Origin of the sequence: Methylobacterium sp. J-001, from assembly GCF_022829565.1 — a bacterium.
Lineage (GTDB): Bacteria > Pseudomonadota > Alphaproteobacteria > Rhizobiales > Beijerinckiaceae > Methylobacterium.
In genome coordinates this window covers 206,727-222,604 of the sequence record NZ_JAKSYN010000200.1, presented here as the reverse complement: position 1 = coordinate 222,604, position 15,878 = coordinate 206,727, and the positions used below count along the sequence as shown (strand labels likewise).

The window sequence follows — 15,878 nt, the reverse complement described above, 5'->3', positions numbered from 1 at the left end:
GAATCTGCGAAAATAAAGCTTAATATTCGCGCCAAACTCGTGGAATGGATCTTGGAACTACGCACCCGATCCCGGCCCCTTTGTATCGCCGGGAGACGAAAGGTGCGAGGTCATGAGTACGGCCGTAGGCGTCCTGATCCTGGATGAACCGCAGGACCTGAGCGCGACTGTTCGCGCCACTCTGGAGCATATGCCGGAGTTTCACACGATCGGCCTCGAGGACCTGGACCAGGCGAATGCCGGGCCCGCGGTCGCGCTGATCTTCCTCGATGAGATCCGGCTGGCGGATGGGATCGCGCGTCTCGTCGGCCTGAAGGAGCGGCAACCGAACCTGCGGACGCTGGTGGCCTTCGGGGCGCTCACCGCAGACGATCTGCGGGCGTTGCTGGCGGCGGGAGCCGATGCCTTCGTGGCGCGCTCGAAGTCGCCGCGGGAGCTGGGCGCGGCCCTGCTCGCCCTGGCCGAAGGGTCGGACTGCCTCGTGGCGCCGGAACAGCAGGCGGTGATGCCGGCGGACCAAGGCGACAGCCTCGGGCTCACCCCCCGCGAAGCCGAGGTGCTGCGCTTCCTCAGCTCGGGCTTCAGCAACAAGGAGGTAGCCCGCCGCCTGGCGCTCAGCGTCCGGACCGTGGAGACGCACCGGCTCAACCTGCGCCGCAAGACGCAGACCGGGCGGCTGAAGGACCTGGTCTCGCTGGCGCGCCAGCTCGGGCTGGCTCCGGTGGTCGATAGCGACCCGAATCGGCGCGGCGGCGGCTCCGGCAATCAGTCCCGGCACTGACCGGGATACCGGGCAGCCCCGGCGGGGCTGCCCCCCCTATGCGGCGCCGACCTGCGCCCGCGGACCACCCGACGACCGCTTGCCCCCGGTCGCGGACTTGGCCGCCGATTTGGCCCGGGACACGACCTGACTGGACTTGCTCCGCGTGCGGGCCTGAGTTGCAGCCGGCTTGACCTTCTTTCCCGCCCGGGCATCGCCCTCCGACGCGGCCAGCCGCGCCTGGAGCAGCCCAAGCACCGCCGCCTCCTCGGAGCGGAGCTTGCCGAGATCCCCGCTCAGCTCGGACTCGACCGCATCCTTCACCTGCAGGAGGAGATCGCCCTCCAGGTAGCAGTCGAGGATCTGGGGGTGGATGTAGCACTTCCGGCAGATGGTCGGCGTGTTGCCGAGGCGGCCGGCCACGCTCTCGATCGCCGTGCGAACGTTGCGCTTGGCGCCCGCCTCGCTGTCGAAGCTCTCGAATTCCTGCAAGGCCAGGGCCGCCAGGACAGTGCCCGCCCAGGTCCGAAAATCCTTGGCGGTGAAGTCCTGGCCGGTGATCTCACGCAAATACGCGTTCACGTCCGACGAGGTGACGTCGCGCTGGACGCCGTCGCCGTCGATGTACTGGAACAGCTCCTGCCCCGGCAGGTCCTGGCAGGCCTTCACGATCCGGGCGACGCGCCGGTCCTTCAGCGACACGTCCCACGTCTTGCCGCTCTTCCCCTTGAACCGGAACGACAGTTCGGCTCCCGCGATCCGGACATGCGGATCGCGCAACGTCGTGAGGCCGTAGCTCTTGTTGGTGCGGGCATAATCGTCGTTGCCGACCCGGATCAGCGTGGTCTCGAGCAGGTGGACCACGGTGGCCAGCACCTTCTCGCGGCATAGGCCCCGCCGCTTCATATCGGCATCGACTCGCTGACGGATACTGGGGAGCGCATCCGCGAAGGCCATGATGCGCGAGAACTTGTTGGCCTCCCGCGCCTGCCGGAATTCGGGGTGATAGCGGTACTGCTTGCGACCCTTGGCGTCCCGGCCGGTGGCCTGGATATGGCCGCTGCTGCGCGCGCAGATCCAGACGTCGGTATAGGCTGGCGGGATCGCCAAAGCGCGGATGCGGGCCAGAATCCGCTTGTCGCGCACCGGGGCGCCCTTCGCGTCGAGGTAGCGGAAACCGGTACCGCTGCGCTTGCGCGTCAGGCCCGGCCGGCTGTCATCGACGTAGACGAGGCCGGCTTCCTCGGCCGCCGCCCGCAAGCTTCCGCCGTTCTGGTCCGTCTCGACATCCGCCATGGTCGCCCCTCCCGGATACGCCGCCGGGGTACCGCCCGGCGAGAAGGCGCTGATCAACCGGCGTCGCCCGACCGCCGTTCCGAGTCTGCGCATCCGTCGCAGGCCGATCCGCGGTGCCGTGCTAGAGGGACTGGATGGATTCCGAACCCGCCCGCGACATCCGCCCGAACCCGAAGCGAAGCCTTGTCTTCGTCGTGACCGAGGATTGGTTCTTCGCCTCGCACTTCCTGCCCATGGCCCGCGCCGCCGTCGGCATGGGGCTCGCGGTGGCTGTCGTCACCCGGGTGCGGGCGCACCGTGCCGTGATCGAGGCGACTGGCGCACGCGTCGTTCCGCTCGAAGCGGACCGGGCGAGCCTGAACCCGATGGCCGCCGGCTACGCAGCCGGACAGCTCGCCGGGATCCTGAAGGCGTTGAACGCCGACATCGTCCACTGCATCGCCCTTCGGAGCATCCTGGTGGGCGGCACCGCGGCCGCGATGGCTGGCATCCCGGCACGGGTCTACGCGCTGACGGGCCTGGGCCTCGTCGGCGCCCGCGACGACCGGATCGGGCGCGCGGCGCGGCTCGGCCTGAAGGCGCTGATCCGCGGCCCGCTGGCTTCCGGGCGCACCCGATTCCTGTTCGAGAACCCGGACGACGCGCTGGCGCTGGGCCTCGATCCCTCCGAGCAGGCGGTGACGGTGCTCGGCGGGGCGGGAGTCGATTGCGGCTCCTTCGCGCCACAACCACTCCCGGCGATGCCACCGCTCAAAGTCGCCGTGGTGGCGCGCATGCTCTGGTCCAAAGGCATCGACGTGGCTGTCGAGGCGACCCGGCTGGCACGGTCCCGGGGCGCGCCTGTGGAGCTCGCCCTATTCGGGGTGCCCGACCCGTCCAACCGCCGCTCGATCGACGAGGCCACTTTGCGTGCCTGGAGCCGCGATGGCGTCGCATGGCATGGCCTGGCCTCCGACGTGTCCGCCGTCTGGGCGCAACACCAAGTCGCGTGCCTGCCGTCCCGGGGTGGGGAAGGACTGCCGCGCACCCTGCTCGAAGCCGGGGCCTGCGGCCGGGCGCTGGTGACGACCAATGTCCCGGGCTGCCGCAGCCTCGTACGGGACGGCATCGAGGGCCTGCTCGTGCCTCCGGGTGACGTCCCGATGCTGGCGGAAGCGCTGGTCCGCCTGAGTGGCGATCCCGCCCTGGTGGCGCGCCTCGGCGCGGCGGCGCGGGTGCGGATCGAGGCGGGCGGCTTCACCGAGGCCGCGGTCACCGATCGGGTCTGCGCCGTCTGGCGCGACCTGCTGGACGCCTGATCATGCGCCCCCCGGACGATCCGCTCGGTTTCATCGAGGCCCATACCCGGCTGCTGCCGGTTCCCTACGCGCCGGAGATCCAGCTCTACGTCGCCGACGAGGCGACCGAACTTTGGCAGAAGACCGAGGACGAACTGCAAGAGATCGGGCTGCCGCCGCCGTTCTGGGCCTTTGCCTGGGCGGGCGGGCAGGCGCTCGCCCGCTATATCCTCGACCACCCCGACATCGCATATGGACGCCGGGCCGTGGATTTCGCCTCGGGCTCCGGCCTGGTGGCGATCGCCGCAGCCCGCGCCGGCGCCCAGCATGTCCTCGCCAGCGACCTCGACCCGTTCGCCGTGGCGGCGATCGGCATCAACGCCGCGGCCAACGGGGTCGCCGGCCTGATCGAGCCGGTCTCGGCCGATCTCCTCGGCACACGACCCCAGGCCGATCTCGTGCTCGCCGCCGACGTATTCTACGAGCGCGACCTTGCCAAGGCGGTAACCGACTGGCTCACCGACCTCCAGGCCACCGGAGTCACGGTGCTGATCGGCGATCCGGGACGCACCTACCTGCCGCGCGACCGCCTCGAATGCCTCGCAACCTACGCAGTGCCGGTCTCGCGCGCACTCGAAGACGCCGAGATCAAGCAGAGTCACGTTTGGCGGTTGCATGGCTGAGACGATGGTTGGCGCGTCGCGCTGTCAATCGCACCCGCCGGAGCATCGAGGCTTCATCCGCGGCCGGAATGCGCTACCTTGCGGTCGGACCACGATCTGCGGGCGCGCCTCCGAAAGAAGCGTCGCCGGACGCTCGGGGGGCTCGAGATTTGCGCGTGTCCCGCCACGGGGCGCACGGCGTCTGAATGAACATGTCCAAGTGAGCGTCGAGTCGTGAGCGTCAAGCCCAGCCTTCCCCGTGTCGTCGCCTTCTCCGGAAGCGCCAAGCGACCCTCGCGGACCCGCGATCTCGTGGAGGCGGTGGGCGCCGAGCTCGGGCGGCTGCGCCGGATCGACCTTGCGGTCTACGATCTGGTCGATGCCGGACCCGGGATCGGTGCCTCGCGGCTCGAGGATCTGCCATTGCCGGCGGCGCACCTGATCGCGGCGATCGAGGGGGCGGACGCCATGATCGTCGGGACGCCGGTCTACCAGGGCGGCTATGCCGGGCTGTTCAAGCACGTGTTCGATTTCGTCGATCCGGCGCGGATGGCGGGCATGCCGGTGGTTCTCACCGCAACGGGCGGCGGCCTGCGCCACGCCCTGGTTGTGGAGCACGGGTTGCGGCCGCTGTTCGGCTTCTTCGCGGCGCATGTGGCGCCGACGTCGGTCTATGCCGGCCCCGACGACATGGCCGACGGCCGGATCACCGACGTGACCGTGGCGGCCCGTCTGGCCACCGCCGCGGTGGAACTGGCCGCGCTGCTCGACGTAGCCCGGGCGATCGATGCGGGGGCGGCCGCCTGACACGGGTGCGCCCGCCGCTAGCAGTAAGTGTGATGTGTCCCGCGACGATAAAGTGGGATTATTCTTAAACTTGATCAAACCTGGCATTGGTCCGGCACCGTCGGTCTGCTTAGATCCACGGTGAACGATGCGCATCCGCGAGGGATCATGGCAGGTTCGACGATCACGGCCGGCAAGAAGGCGGGGACGCCGCTTCCCGCCACCTACGTCACGGCCTCAGGCCTGCCACGCTACCACCCGGTCTCGCAGGCATTGCACTGGGTGACGGCCGCCCTGGCGCTCGCGGTGCTGCCGCTCGCCTGGGTGGCGGTCAGCCTGCCGCCGGCCCCCGCCAAGGGCAGCCTCTTCGTGCTGCACAAGTCGGTCGGGCTGACGATCCTGGCGATCGTCGTCCTGCGGATCGTCTGGCGGATGATCCGGCCGGCGCCGGCCGATCCCCTGGCGCCGCGGCTGCTGACGCTGATCGGCCGCGTCAATCACGGGCTGCTCTATGCGATCTTCCTGATCATGCCGATCAGCGGCTACCTCCTGAGCGCGCTGTCGGGGCGTGACACGCCGTATTTCTGGCTGTTCACCATCCCGGGCCTGACCAAGGACGAGGGCGCGCAGAAGATCGCCGAGTCGATCCATCTCGTCGGGCAATGGTTCGTCTACGCGCTCGTGCTTCTGCACGTCGCCGCGACGATCTGGCACCTCGTGATCCGCCGGGACGGCCTGCTGGAGCGGATGCTGCCGGTCCAGGACGGCCGCGGATCCCGATAGGATTACTCGACCCGGCGCAGCACGAAGGTGGTGCCGACCTCGGGCTCGCGCCGCCACCGCCCATCGTCGGTCGCCACCAGGTCGATGGTGTGGCCGCGCTTGGCGGTGAGGGTCATCCGTCCGTTGGCATAGCGCCAGCGGACGGGGTCGAACACCTCCAGGCCGCCATCGTGGCAGCCCGGGACGACGTGGACGCCGCCGCCGGCTCCGTCCAGGGTGATCCGGCAGGTGTCGCGTTCCTGGAAGCGATCGAGGGCGTAAACACCCGGAGCAGGCCCCGGCGCCGCCGTGGCGGTCGCATTCGCACTACGCTGCAATTCAGCGGGCACAGCCGGCGCGGTCTGCAAGGAGGACGGCGTCGGCGCCGCCTCGATTCCGGCGATGTCGGGTGCGGCAGACGCGGCCGGACGCATCGCCGCGATGTCGAGGGGGACCAGGCTGTAGGTCTCACCGCCTTCCGTCTTTGCGACCAGGCTACGCTGGTCCGGACGCCGGGCGAATTCGAGGATCGGGCGGACGTTCCGGTCCACCAGGCGCACGCCCCGGTCACTGAACAGCCAGCCGGCGATGCCGCTCACGACCGGCAGGGCGCGCCGGCAACCGGCCGGGAAGCTGATCCGCTGGCCGGCGTCGCCGTTCTCGCTTCGCAAGGTCATGACGCAACGGCGATTGGTGCCGTCGCGCGACAGGTCCCAGGTCCCTGGCACTTCGCTGAGACGCTCGGGCAGGCTCGGCGGGGCAGGGGGAGCCGCTTGTGTTGCGATCGGCGGAGCAGCCAGCGTCCCCGGATCCAGGAGGCTGGGCTCCGGCGCCGTCGGAGGAGCGGCAAAGTCCTGCTGCGCCGCCGCCGGCCACGGGATCAGGGCCAGGGCAGCAAGCAGCGGGGCCAGTGCAGGTCTCACGCGGGCGGGCTCCAGGGTGTCTCGGAAACGGGGGTCAGCGGACCGCGCCCCTCGAACCACGACAGGACGTTGTCGACGACGAGTTGCGCCATCGCCGTGCGGGTATGCTCGGAGGCGGAGCCGACATGCGGCAGCAGCACGGTCTTGTCGAGGGCCGCGAGTTCCGCCGGCACGTGCGGCTCGTTCTCGAACACGTCGAGCCCGGCCCCCAGGATCGTGCCCGCCTGAAGCGCCGCGATCAGCGCTGCCTCGTCGACCAGGCTGCCGCGGGCGACGTTGATCAGGATCCCCTCGGGTCCCAGCGCCTCCAAGATTCCGGCATCCACCAGGCCGCGGGTGTCGTCGCCCCCGGGCGCGACCACGATCAGGATATGGACCGCCCGCGCCATACCGAGCAGGCTGTCGTGGTAGGTGTAGGACACGTCGTCCTTCCGGCTGCGGCCGTGATAGTCGATCGCGACGCCGAAGCTCTCGAGCCGATGGGCGATCGCCTTCCCGATCCGGCCGAGCCCCAGGATCCCGACCCGCCGCCCGCGCAGCGAAGCGGTCAACGGGAACGGCGCCTTCGGCCAATGACCTTCGCGCAGGTAGCGGTCGGCCTGCGGGAGCCGCCTTACGGTCGCCAGAACCAGGCCGACGGCGAGGTCGGCGACCTCGTCGGTGAGCACGTCCGGGGTGTTGGTGACGACGATCCCGCGCCGCTGCGCCTCGACGGCGTCGACGGCGTCGTAGCCCACGCCGAAATTCGCGATCAGTTCGAGCTTCGGCAGCTTATCCATCAGGACGGCGTCGACCTGGCCGCCGACGCAGAGACCGCGGATCCGCGGGCCGATCTCGGCGAGCAGCGCCTCCGGGTCCGCGGCGCCCGCGAGCCGGTGCACCGTGAAGCGCCCCTCGAAGGCGGCCTCGACCAGCGGATGCATTTTCTTGAGGAACAGGATCTCGGGCGGCGCTTCGGACATCCCACACTCCCTTGTTTTTGAACGACCGCCGATGCGGCCGGTCATGCTCGCTTCGGCATAGGGCCAGTGGCCGGTTGGGCGCCAGCCACGGCCAGCCTCCGGCCGTGACATCGGGGGCCAAGCGCCGAGCGGCCAATTGACAGGGCGAAGACTTGCCTCTTCCGAAAACCGCGCGCGATGCCTACTAAGGAACCCGCATTATCGCGAGAGCTCTGCACCGATCCCATCCGAAGACGAAAACCGATGACCAGCCCGCGCACCCTCTACGACAAGATTTGGGACGACCACGTCGTCGATGTCCAGCCGGACGGCACCAGCCTCCTCTACATCGATCGGCACCTCGTTCACGAAGTCACGAGCCCGCAGGCGTTCGAGGGTCTACGCGTGGCCGGCCGCAAGGTGCGGCATCCGGAAAAGACGCTGGCGGTGGTGGACCACAACGTCCAGACCTCCGACCGCTCGAAGGGCATCGACGATCCCGAGAGCCGGACCCAGCTCGAGGCGCTGGCCGAGAACGTGCGCGACTTCGGCATCGAGTTCTATGACGCCCTCGACCGCCGTCAGGGCATCGTCCACATCATCGGCCCGGAACAGGGCTTCACGCTCCCCGGCCAGACGATCGTGTGCGGCGACTCGCACACCTCGACGCACGGCGCCTTCGGGGCGCTGGCCCACGGCATCGGCACCTCGGAGGTTGAGCACGTGCTCGCCACGCAGACGCTGGTGCAGAAGAAGGCCAAGAACATGCGCGTCACGGTGGACGGCGCGCTGCCGGCCGGCGTGGGCGCCAAGGACATCATCCTGGCGATCATCGGCGAGATCGGCACGGCCGGCGGCACCGGTCACGTGATCGAGTATGCCGGCGAGGCGATCCGCGCCCTCTCGATGGAGGGCCGGATGACGATCTGCAACATGTCGATCGAGGGCGGCGCCCGGGCCGGCCTGGTGGCACCGGATGCCACCACCTACGCCTACGTCAAGGACCGTCCGAAGGCGCCGAAGGGCGCCGCCTTCGACAAGGCGCGGGCCTACTGGGAGAGCCTGCTCACCGACGAAGGCGCGTTCTTCGACCGCGAGGTCCGCCTCGACGCCGCAAGCCTGCCGCCGATCGTCAGCTGGGGCACCAGCCCGGAGGACGTGATCTCGGTGCAGGGACGCGTGCCGGATCCGGCGGCGATCGCTGACGAGAACAAGCGTCAGTCCAAGGAGAAGGCGTTGGCCTATATGGGCCTGACCCCGGGAACGCCGATCACCGACATCACCCTGGACCGGGTGTTCATCGGCTCCTGCACCAACGGCCGGATCGAGGACCTGCGGGTCGTCGCCCAGATGGTCGAGGGCCGCAAGGTGCATGAGAGCGTCTCGGCCATGGTCGTGCCGGGTTCGGGCCTCGTGAAGGCGCAGGCCGAGGCCGAGGGCATCGACCGGGTGCTGAAGGCGGCGGGCTTCGACTGGCGCGAGCCGGGCTGCTCCATGTGCCTGGGGATGAATGCCGACCGGCTCAACCCGCTGGAGCGGTGCGCCTCGACCTCCAACCGGAACTTCGAGGGCCGCCAGGGCCATCGCGGACGCACGCATCTGGTCTCGCCGGCCATGGCGGCGGCGGCGGCCGTGGCAGGCCGGTTCGTTGACATCCGGGAGTGGCCGCGCAGCTGAGGCCAGAAAGGCTGAAATCGCGATTGACGGGCCCCGTCCGTCCGAATAAACGAAGCCGTCGCCGACCGCTGGGTCGGCGGCAAGCCCAGGTGGCGGAATTGGTAGACGCGCTGGTTTCAGGTACCAGTCTTGCAAGAGGTGAAGGTTCGAGTCCTTTCCTGGGCACCATCAGCCGCCTAGAGCGCTGATCCGCTTAATACGCTCCCCCGACGTTTACAGAATGACAGGCTCTGGCAGCCGGTCAGTCCTACCTTCGGATCCGTGTCGATCGAGGGTGCACATCCGCCTCCCATCCCAGCTTCGCGCTACAAAGACCCGTTAGGGAAAGCGCGCCGTCTCCGGGAATGCCCGCATTGCGCCGTTGGCATCACCGCCACGGCGCACGGCTCTCGATGTCCGGCACGTCGACGTCGGGCTGCGCCGGAAGGAGAATCCCAGGATGACGAAATTCTCCGCCACGCTCGCCGCGGCCCTGCTCATGGCCGCGTCCCCCGGCCATGCCACCGAAGCTCAGCCCCCGATTCAGGCGGACGAGGACGACCTGGCCGCGAAAATCGTCGGAACCTGGGAGCTCGTCTCCTATCAGGTCGAGGATAAGGCGACCGGATCGCTCGTCGACGCGATGGGCAGCGCACCGCGGGGCCGGGTGATCTTCACGAAGGACGGTTGGGTCGCGTTCAACTTGGAAGGCACCGACCGGACGCCGGCCGAGACAGATGCCGATCGCGCCGCGCTGATGAAGACGCTGGTGGCCTATATCGGCCGCTATCGGATCGAGGGGGACCAGTGGATCACGCAGGTCCAGACCGCCTGGGCACCGGAATGGGTCAACACCGAGCAGCGGCGGACGATCGCGATTCACGGTGACGCGGCGGACGTGACGACACCGTGGCGAATCATGCCCAACTGGGATGCCGGCCGCCTGTCGCGCAGCATCATTCGCTTCCGCCGCAGCCGATAGCGTCGGACAGACCGAGTGCCACCGCGCCGGGCGGACAGGCGTCGCCTGTTTAGATCGGGTGCAATCCGGGCGATTGTCCAGCACCACAGATTGTTCTTTCAGACCTCATCCCTTAAGACGCGGACGGCAAGCCAGTTGGCCATACCTGTCATCCTCGATTCGCGTCATACGACGGCTGATTTTCGAATCCGGTCATGGCTTTATTCGGCATTGCGCGAACGAACCGGGTTATAGGTTAAGAAAAGTCTTTCCGATCGCGTATCGGGTTTCTCGAAGCTGCTTTTGTCAGCGCTTCGAGGGTGTGTTCGGCCGCTAATCATAAGAACGATCAGATAAGATCGATCGATCAATCTTCGAGTGCCGCACCATCGGCGGGGGAACGTTCTGGAAGGCTGGACGCGCGGGTCTCCCGGTCGTGTCGATCCGACGCCTTCTTGACCGGAGAGTGCGAGCCGCACTGTCCCGGTCCGCAACGATGAGATGTGGCGATGCGTGCCGACGACACCAACAAGCCCCGGTCCGGGCACTCCGCGCAGGAGAGGCTGGCCTTCAGCCGCCGGCAGCTGCTTGGCACCGCCGCCACCGGGCTCGCGGCCGCCTCGCTGCCGAGCGCCCTGGCCTTCGCGGATAGCGCCGACAGCAAGGTCGATGTGCTGCTGATCGGTGGCGGCATCATGAGCGCCACGCTGGGCGTGTGGCTGAACCAGCTGGAGCCGACCTGGTCGATTCAGATGGTCGAGCGCCTGGATCAGGTCGCCCTGGAGAGTTCCAACGGCTGGAACAATGCCGGCACCGGCCACTCGGCGCTGGCCGAGCTGAACTACACCCCCGAGAAGAAGAACGGCCAGGTCGAGATCGCCAAGGCGGTCGAGATCAACGAGGCGTTCCAGGTGACGCGCCAGTTCCTGGCCTCGCTGGTCAAGACCGGGGTCCTCAAGAACCCCCACTCCTTCATCAACTACACCCCGCACATGAGCTTCGTCTGGGGTGACGACAACATCACCTATCTGAAGAAGCGCTTCGAGGCGTTGAAGGCCAGCCCGCTGTTCGCCGGCATGCAGTACTCAACTGATCCGGAGCAGCTCAAGACATGGGTGCCCCTGATGATGGAGGGGCGCGACCCGAAGCAGAAGGTCGCCGCCACATGGTCGCCGCTCGGCACCGATGTCGAGTGGGGCGAGGTCACCCGTCAGTACGTGGCCCATCTGCAGGGCCAGCCGAACTTCAAGCTGAACCTTTCGACCGAGGTCGAGGGCATCACCAAGAATGCGGATGGCTCCTGGCGGGTCACCTCCCGCAACACCAAGGACGGGTCGCGGCGCACCGTCGATGCCAAGTTCGTGTTCATCGGTGCGGGCGGCGGCGCCCTGCACCTGCTGCAGAAATCAGGCATCCCGGAGGGCGCGGATTACGGGGGCTTCCCGGTCGGCGGCTCGTTCCTGATCAATGAGAACCCGGACGTGGCGACGCTGCACCTCGCCAAGGCCTACGGCAAGGCGTCGGTGGGCTCCCCGCCGATGTCGGTACCGCACCTGGACACCCGTGTGCTCGGCGGCAAGCGCGTGATCCTGTTCGGGCCGTTCGCGACCTTCTCGACCAAGTTCCTGAAGGAGGGCTCGTATCTCGACCTTCTCAGCTCGACCACGACCAGCAACATCTGGCCGATGGTCCGGGTCGGAATCGACGAGTATCCCCTGGTCGAGTACCTGGCCGGCCAGCTCATGCTGTCGGATGACGACCGGATCGCGGCCCTGCGCGAGTACTTCCCGAAGGCCAAGAAGGAGGAGTGGCGCCTCTGGCAGGCGGGCCAGCGCGTGCAGATCATCAAGCGCGACCCGAACAAGGGCGGCGTGCTGAAGCTTGGCACCGAGATCGTGAACGCCAAGGACGGCAGCATCGCCGCCCTGCTCGGGGCCTCCCCGGGCGCCTCGACGGCGGCGCCGATCATGCTGCAGGTCCTGGAGAAGGTGTTCGCCAAGAACGTCGCCACGCCCGAGTGGCAGGCGAAGATCAAGCAGCTCGTCCCAAGCTACGGCCTGAAACTCAACGACGATCCGGATCGGGTCGCCGAGGAATGGGCCTATACCAGCGAACAGCTGCAGCTGCCGGCCCCGCCGCAGATCGACAAGGCGGCGCTCAAGGCCGTCCCGACCAGCAGCACCGTGCTCAACAGCAGCAACACCACCGTCCCGGCGCCGGTTCACGACTTGGCCCCCTGAACCGAACGGGTCCCGGGTCTCGCGCACTTGCGCGAGGTCCGGGATCAACTCTGGTCGCCCCACTCAGGCGGAGCGAACCGGGGCTGAGCGGCTGGCGAGGTGAAGCCAGCCGAAATCCACCGGATAGCCGAGGCCGTGGAGCATCTTGACCCGCTTCCACGAGGCCGAGCGCGCCGAGGCCTCGTCCTGCCCGGCCTCGATCTCAGCGGCTTCCATTTCCTGAAGCTCCAGGGTCAGTTCCTCGCGCAGCCCCGTCGCCTTCATGGCGCCGAGCGCCGCCGTGAACGCCCGTTCGGTGACCCGCACCTGATCGCAAATCTGACGCACGCTCATCAGTCTTGAGCCCTCTCGCGCTACCGCTTGACTGCTGTCCTGCAGTCATCGGACCCTAGCATTTGCGGCGGCGACGGGTGATGTACGTCTTTGGTGCAGACAGGCTTACTATTGGACGTTGTTCATCGCGCCGTCTACCGCAGCGGGAGTGAGCCGAGCCGCCGCACCACGCGGGATGGGCGACGCCAGGGCCGCTTGCGGCCGAAGGTCCGGCGCGGGTCCAGGATACCCGAAGCGAGGTCATCCTTCTGAATGATCGGCGGCTGCACGGCGGCGCCGATCGCGACCAGCGCGGCGGATCCGACCAGGGCGATAATCGCGGCACCCCAGAAGAGACTCTCGAACATCTGGCCCTTCCGATCACGATGTCCTCATATAGGCATGAAGTCTGATCTAAATTGCGGCAAAACCTGGGCGAGGTCGATTAATTTGCATAGTCATCAATATCCATTGTGGAGCTTGAAAAAACACGGCTGCTTCGACGGCGATCATATCAGCTGACGATTGGTCCCGGCACGGTCGCGCGCGCGGCCCTGGCCATGCTGACGGCGAATCGGTGTCGGGGGATGCCGTGGGACATCGCCAAGGCCCGGGGCACGGCCGGCACAGCGTCCGCCTCCAGACGGTCGATCCCGCGCAGGTCGCCGACATCGCCCTGTCGATCCACGGCCCAGACGCCTGTCGCAACCCGTGGGACGGTGCCGACGACACGCTGATCCATGCATCACGAGAGCCGCAGACCGGATCAGCGGGCCGCCGCCGGTTGTACGATTTACGACTCGTTCATCCTCTAGGTGTCCCCTGGTCCAAGCCGGACGCCGATCCAGGCCTCCGGTGGAACAGGACGATCACGCGGGGCGAGGGCCCCATCCGCAGGACAGCATTCAGAACGGGGATACGGAAGCGATGCCGCGCAAGTCCGAGACGACGACCCAGGAACCGATCATGGAGCTTTGGCGGATCCTGGCCCTTGCGCTGATCGTCGCCGCCGGGATGCTGTTCGTTCACCTGGTCGTGCCGGCCGAGGCCGAAGCCTCCGGCGAGCCCACAAGCGCCTTCACGACGGTTCGGTAGCCACCTGCCGGGTCTGTCAGAGGAGCCTGGGCCAGAGGTTCGCCGGGTCCAGGGACATGGCATCGCCGGCAAGATCCGCTGGCGTCAGCCCGATCAGCAATGCGACCGCGAGGATTGCAGCGGTCAGGACCAAGACGATGGCGATACGCTCCGGATCAATCCGTGTCGCGTGCAGCACGGCGCACCCGAGCGTGAAGGTCGCGGCCTCCGTCAACGGAAGAAACTGCGCCAGGGCCATGACGGACGGTCCGGACGGCGCGACCTACTCGGCGCCCGCAGGTTTCAGGCCGGCCGAGTCCAGGGCGGCCGTGGCGGCTCGCATGTCCCGCCGGGCCTGCGCGATCGCCGCCGCCTTCGCGTCGCCTTGCGCATTGAGTGCCTCCAGGAATGCGATCCAATCCGCCCGCGCCTGGCTCGGGATTTCCCGATCGAGCTTCTGCCGGAGCTGGGCGATCCGGCCGTCCGGCGTGGCGGCGGTCGGCGCCGCCTGATCGGTGTCGTAGACGCCGACCGCGCACATCTGGTCGCCGGCCTTCGTGTAGTAGGTGGTCTTGGGTTCCTCGATCGTGCTGCCGGGCTTCGGGAACAGGTAGTGGATCACCGCGATCTGTCCGGGCTTGGCCGTATCCAGCATCGTCTGGATGAAGTGGTTGCCGGTCCTGTCGTGCAGGTCGCGAACGTCGTGGCCCTTCAGGATCGGGTTGGGATGGGCACTCATGACGCCGTCGGGACCGACGCAGAACACGTAAGTGTCGGCGGTGCGGAAGCCGTTCGTTCCCGCGGTGAATTCACCGAGCGCCTGGGCCGGGCTGGCCTCGAGAGCCCGGCCGACACGCCCGAGCATCCAGGACGCGAAGCCGTTCGGGCTCGGATCGTCGCAGGATGTCGGCGCTTCGCCATCGCCGCAGGCGAGCGCGGCCGCCGGCGGCTGCACGGCACACATCAGTGTTGCCGCAAGCAGCCCTGCTCGCAAAGCCATGCAAAACCCCCGAAATCAATATAATCGATTCAACACGGGGAATTAAAACTGGATCGACTGATTATGCAAGCGCGCATGATTATCGCCCCGCGCCAAGCGGGCCGTGACACTGGGCAATTCGGGATCGAACGAAGCGTCGAACCTGCGACCGGGTCCCGGTCCGGGTCGCCTACTGCATCGGCAGCGGGAGTGCCTCGACGGCGATCTCGCCGATGCCGCGGGCGGCGAGCGAGGCGCGCAGCGGAGCGGTCAGGCAGGTGCCGGCGGTGAAGGCGCCGTGCACGGAGCCGTCATGGTCCGCATTCCGCCGGGCGGGACCGATCAGCTGAATCACGCGTCGGGCGATGGCCGGGGCCGGATCGATCCACGTTACCGGCCAAGGCGCGAGGGCTTCGAGGCGCGGCAGCAGCAGCGGGTAATGGGTGCAGGCGAGGCAGATCACGTCGGTGCGTCGTCCATCCGCATCCGAGATGAAGCAGGGGGCGATCTCGGCGGCAAGAGCCGCGTCGTCGATGGGCGTGCCGGCCAGTTCGGCCTCGGCGAAGCCCGCGAGGTTCGGCGAGCCGACCAGCGTCACCGCGCAGGATCCGGCGTAGGTCGCGATCAGGTCGTGCGTGTAGGAGCGCGCCACCGTACCAGGGGTGGCCAGCAGGGAGATCAGGCCCGAGCGCGTCGCCGCAGCGGCCGGCTTGATCGGCGGTACCACGCCGACGAACGGCGTCGCGAAGCGCTGGCGCAAAGCCGGGAGGACCAGGGTCGACGCCGTGTTGCACGCGATGACCACCAGATCGGGCCGGTGCGTCGCAAGGAGTTGCTCCATCACCGCCAGCACCCGGGCGACGAGGGCGGCTTCGCCCAGCCGGCCATACGGGAAGGCGGCATCGTCGCCCGCATAGATGTAGCGCCCATCAGGCCGGGCCCGGCGCACGGCATCGAGGACGGTGAGGCCGCCCAGCCCGGAATCGAACACCAGGATGGTTGGTTCAGGCGACACGCGGAATGCCGCGGCGGACAGGCTGGCCCCGGCCATCAGATCGATCCGCATGGAAATTCTGGACTCCGCACTCAGCGCCTCGAATCTCGATGCCGAGGGTTAAGGCCTCCTCACTGCGGCGCAAAAAAGACCCGCGAATTCCCGTTCTTCTCATTAACCGCAGCGGCGCCACCGGCGAATAAGCGGATCGGACTGAGCGGCGGCAGAATCACTGGCGGAGGTTGTCTGACCACG

General features: G+C 68.0%; 18 protein-coding genes and 1 tRNA gene. 10 read left to right on the top strand and 9 right to left on the bottom strand.

Annotated features, from left to right (window positions below):
• Positions 1 to 112 precede the first annotated feature (112 nt).
• Positions 113 to 781: a LuxR C-terminal-related transcriptional regulator gene (locus tag MKK65_RS25395; RefSeq protein ID WP_058192928.1), complete on the top strand. Its 669-nt coding sequence runs from the start codon at positions 113 to 115 to the stop codon at positions 779 to 781.
• 36 nt (positions 782 to 817) lie between these two features.
• Here MKK65_RS25395 and MKK65_RS25390 read toward each other — a convergent pair whose 3' ends face one another.
• Positions 818 to 2,056, bottom strand: a complete 1,239-nt coding sequence (locus MKK65_RS25390; protein WP_243960784.1) for a DNA topoisomerase IB — start codon at positions 2,054 to 2,056, stop codon at positions 818 to 820.
• Positions 2,057 to 2,190: 134 nt separating this feature from the next.
• Here MKK65_RS25390 and MKK65_RS25385 point away from each other — a divergent pair, with 134 nt between their 5' ends.
• From MKK65_RS25385 to MKK65_RS25370, 4 genes are all read left to right on the top strand, one after another.
• A complete protein-coding gene (locus MKK65_RS25385; protein WP_243960783.1) occupies positions 2,191 to 3,354 on the top strand; it encodes a glycosyltransferase family 4 protein in 1,164 nt (387 codons plus the stop codon).
• A gap of 2 nt (positions 3,355 to 3,356) precedes the next feature.
• Positions 3,357 to 4,016 (top strand): class I SAM-dependent methyltransferase, encoded by a 660-nt coding sequence (locus MKK65_RS25380; RefSeq protein ID WP_058192931.1) that lies wholly within the window; start codon positions 3,357 to 3,359, stop codon positions 4,014 to 4,016.
• Between the two features lie 213 nt (positions 4,017 to 4,229).
• Complete coding sequence (locus MKK65_RS25375; RefSeq protein WP_243960782.1) at positions 4,230 to 4,802, top strand: NAD(P)H-dependent oxidoreductase; 573 nt, start codon at positions 4,230 to 4,232, stop codon at positions 4,800 to 4,802.
• Between the two features lie 147 nt (positions 4,803 to 4,949).
• Complete coding sequence (locus MKK65_RS25370; protein WP_243960781.1) at positions 4,950 to 5,564, top strand: cytochrome b; 615 nt, start codon at positions 4,950 to 4,952, stop codon at positions 5,562 to 5,564.
• A gap of 2 nt (positions 5,565 to 5,566) precedes the next feature.
• Here MKK65_RS25370 and MKK65_RS25365 read toward each other — a convergent pair whose 3' ends face one another.
• Positions 5,567 to 6,466, bottom strand: coding sequence for an AprI/Inh family metalloprotease inhibitor (locus tag MKK65_RS25365; RefSeq protein ID WP_243960780.1), 900 nt, complete (start codon positions 6,464 to 6,466; stop codon positions 5,567 to 5,569).
• The gene (locus tag MKK65_RS25360; RefSeq protein WP_243960779.1) at positions 6,463 to 7,428 is read right to left on the bottom strand and encodes a 2-hydroxyacid dehydrogenase; all 966 of its coding nucleotides are present in this window, start codon (positions 7,426 to 7,428) and stop codon (positions 6,463 to 6,465) included. The genes MKK65_RS25365 and MKK65_RS25360 overlap by 4 nt, the downstream gene beginning before the upstream one ends.
• 243 nt (positions 7,429 to 7,671) lie before the next feature.
• Here MKK65_RS25360 and leuC point away from each other — a divergent pair, with 243 nt between their 5' ends.
• From leuC to mqo, 4 genes are all read left to right on the top strand, one after another.
• Positions 7,672 to 9,084 carry a 3-isopropylmalate dehydratase large subunit gene (leuC, locus tag MKK65_RS25355; protein WP_243960776.1) on the top strand — a complete coding sequence of 471 codons (1,413 nt, stop codon included), beginning with the start codon at positions 7,672 to 7,674 and terminating at the stop codon, positions 9,082 to 9,084.
• A gap of 83 nt (positions 9,085 to 9,167) precedes the next feature.
• A tRNA-Leu gene (locus MKK65_RS25350) sits at positions 9,168 to 9,252 on the top strand.
• Between the two features lie 271 nt (positions 9,253 to 9,523).
• Positions 9,524 to 10,045, top strand: coding sequence for a lipocalin-like domain-containing protein (locus MKK65_RS25345; RefSeq protein WP_243960774.1), 522 nt, complete (start codon positions 9,524 to 9,526; stop codon positions 10,043 to 10,045).
• A 488-nt stretch (positions 10,046 to 10,533) separates the two neighbouring features.
• Positions 10,534 to 12,264, top strand: a complete 1,731-nt coding sequence (gene mqo / locus MKK65_RS25340; protein WP_243960772.1) for a malate dehydrogenase (quinone) — start codon at positions 10,534 to 10,536, stop codon at positions 12,262 to 12,264.
• A gap of 63 nt (positions 12,265 to 12,327) precedes the next feature.
• Here mqo and MKK65_RS25335 read toward each other — a convergent pair whose 3' ends face one another.
• From MKK65_RS25335 to MKK65_RS25325, 3 genes are all read right to left on the bottom strand, one after another.
• On the bottom strand, positions 12,328 to 12,597 hold the full coding sequence (locus MKK65_RS25335; RefSeq protein ID WP_243960770.1) for a hypothetical protein: 270 nt from the start codon (positions 12,595 to 12,597) through the stop codon (positions 12,328 to 12,330).
• Between the two features lie 134 nt (positions 12,598 to 12,731).
• Entirely contained in the window at positions 12,732 to 12,944 is a 213-nt protein-coding gene (locus MKK65_RS25330; RefSeq protein ID WP_058192940.1) for a hypothetical protein, read from the bottom strand.
• A 146-nt stretch (positions 12,945 to 13,090) separates the two neighbouring features.
• Complete coding sequence (locus tag MKK65_RS25325) at positions 13,091 to 13,318, bottom strand: hypothetical protein (protein ID WP_243960768.1); 228 nt, start codon at positions 13,316 to 13,318, stop codon at positions 13,091 to 13,093.
• A gap of 185 nt (positions 13,319 to 13,503) precedes the next feature.
• Between MKK65_RS25325 and MKK65_RS25320 the strand changes: the two genes are divergently transcribed.
• A complete protein-coding gene (locus tag MKK65_RS25320) occupies positions 13,504 to 13,671 on the top strand; it encodes a hypothetical protein (protein WP_243960767.1) in 168 nt (55 codons plus the stop codon).
• Between the two features lie 16 nt (positions 13,672 to 13,687).
• Here MKK65_RS25320 and MKK65_RS25315 read toward each other — a convergent pair whose 3' ends face one another.
• From MKK65_RS25315 to murI, 3 genes are all read right to left on the bottom strand, one after another.
• A complete protein-coding gene (locus MKK65_RS25315; RefSeq protein ID WP_243960765.1) occupies positions 13,688 to 13,909 on the bottom strand; it encodes a hypothetical protein in 222 nt (73 codons plus the stop codon).
• A 24-nt stretch (positions 13,910 to 13,933) separates the two neighbouring features.
• Positions 13,934 to 14,614, bottom strand: a complete 681-nt coding sequence (locus MKK65_RS25310) for a cache domain-containing protein (protein ID WP_243961008.1) — start codon at positions 14,612 to 14,614, stop codon at positions 13,934 to 13,936.
• Between the two features lie 205 nt (positions 14,615 to 14,819).
• Positions 14,820 to 15,695: a glutamate racemase gene (gene murI, locus MKK65_RS25305; protein ID WP_058192944.1), complete on the bottom strand. Its 876-nt coding sequence runs from the start codon at positions 15,693 to 15,695 to the stop codon at positions 14,820 to 14,822.
• Positions 15,696 to 15,878 lie beyond the last annotated feature (183 nt).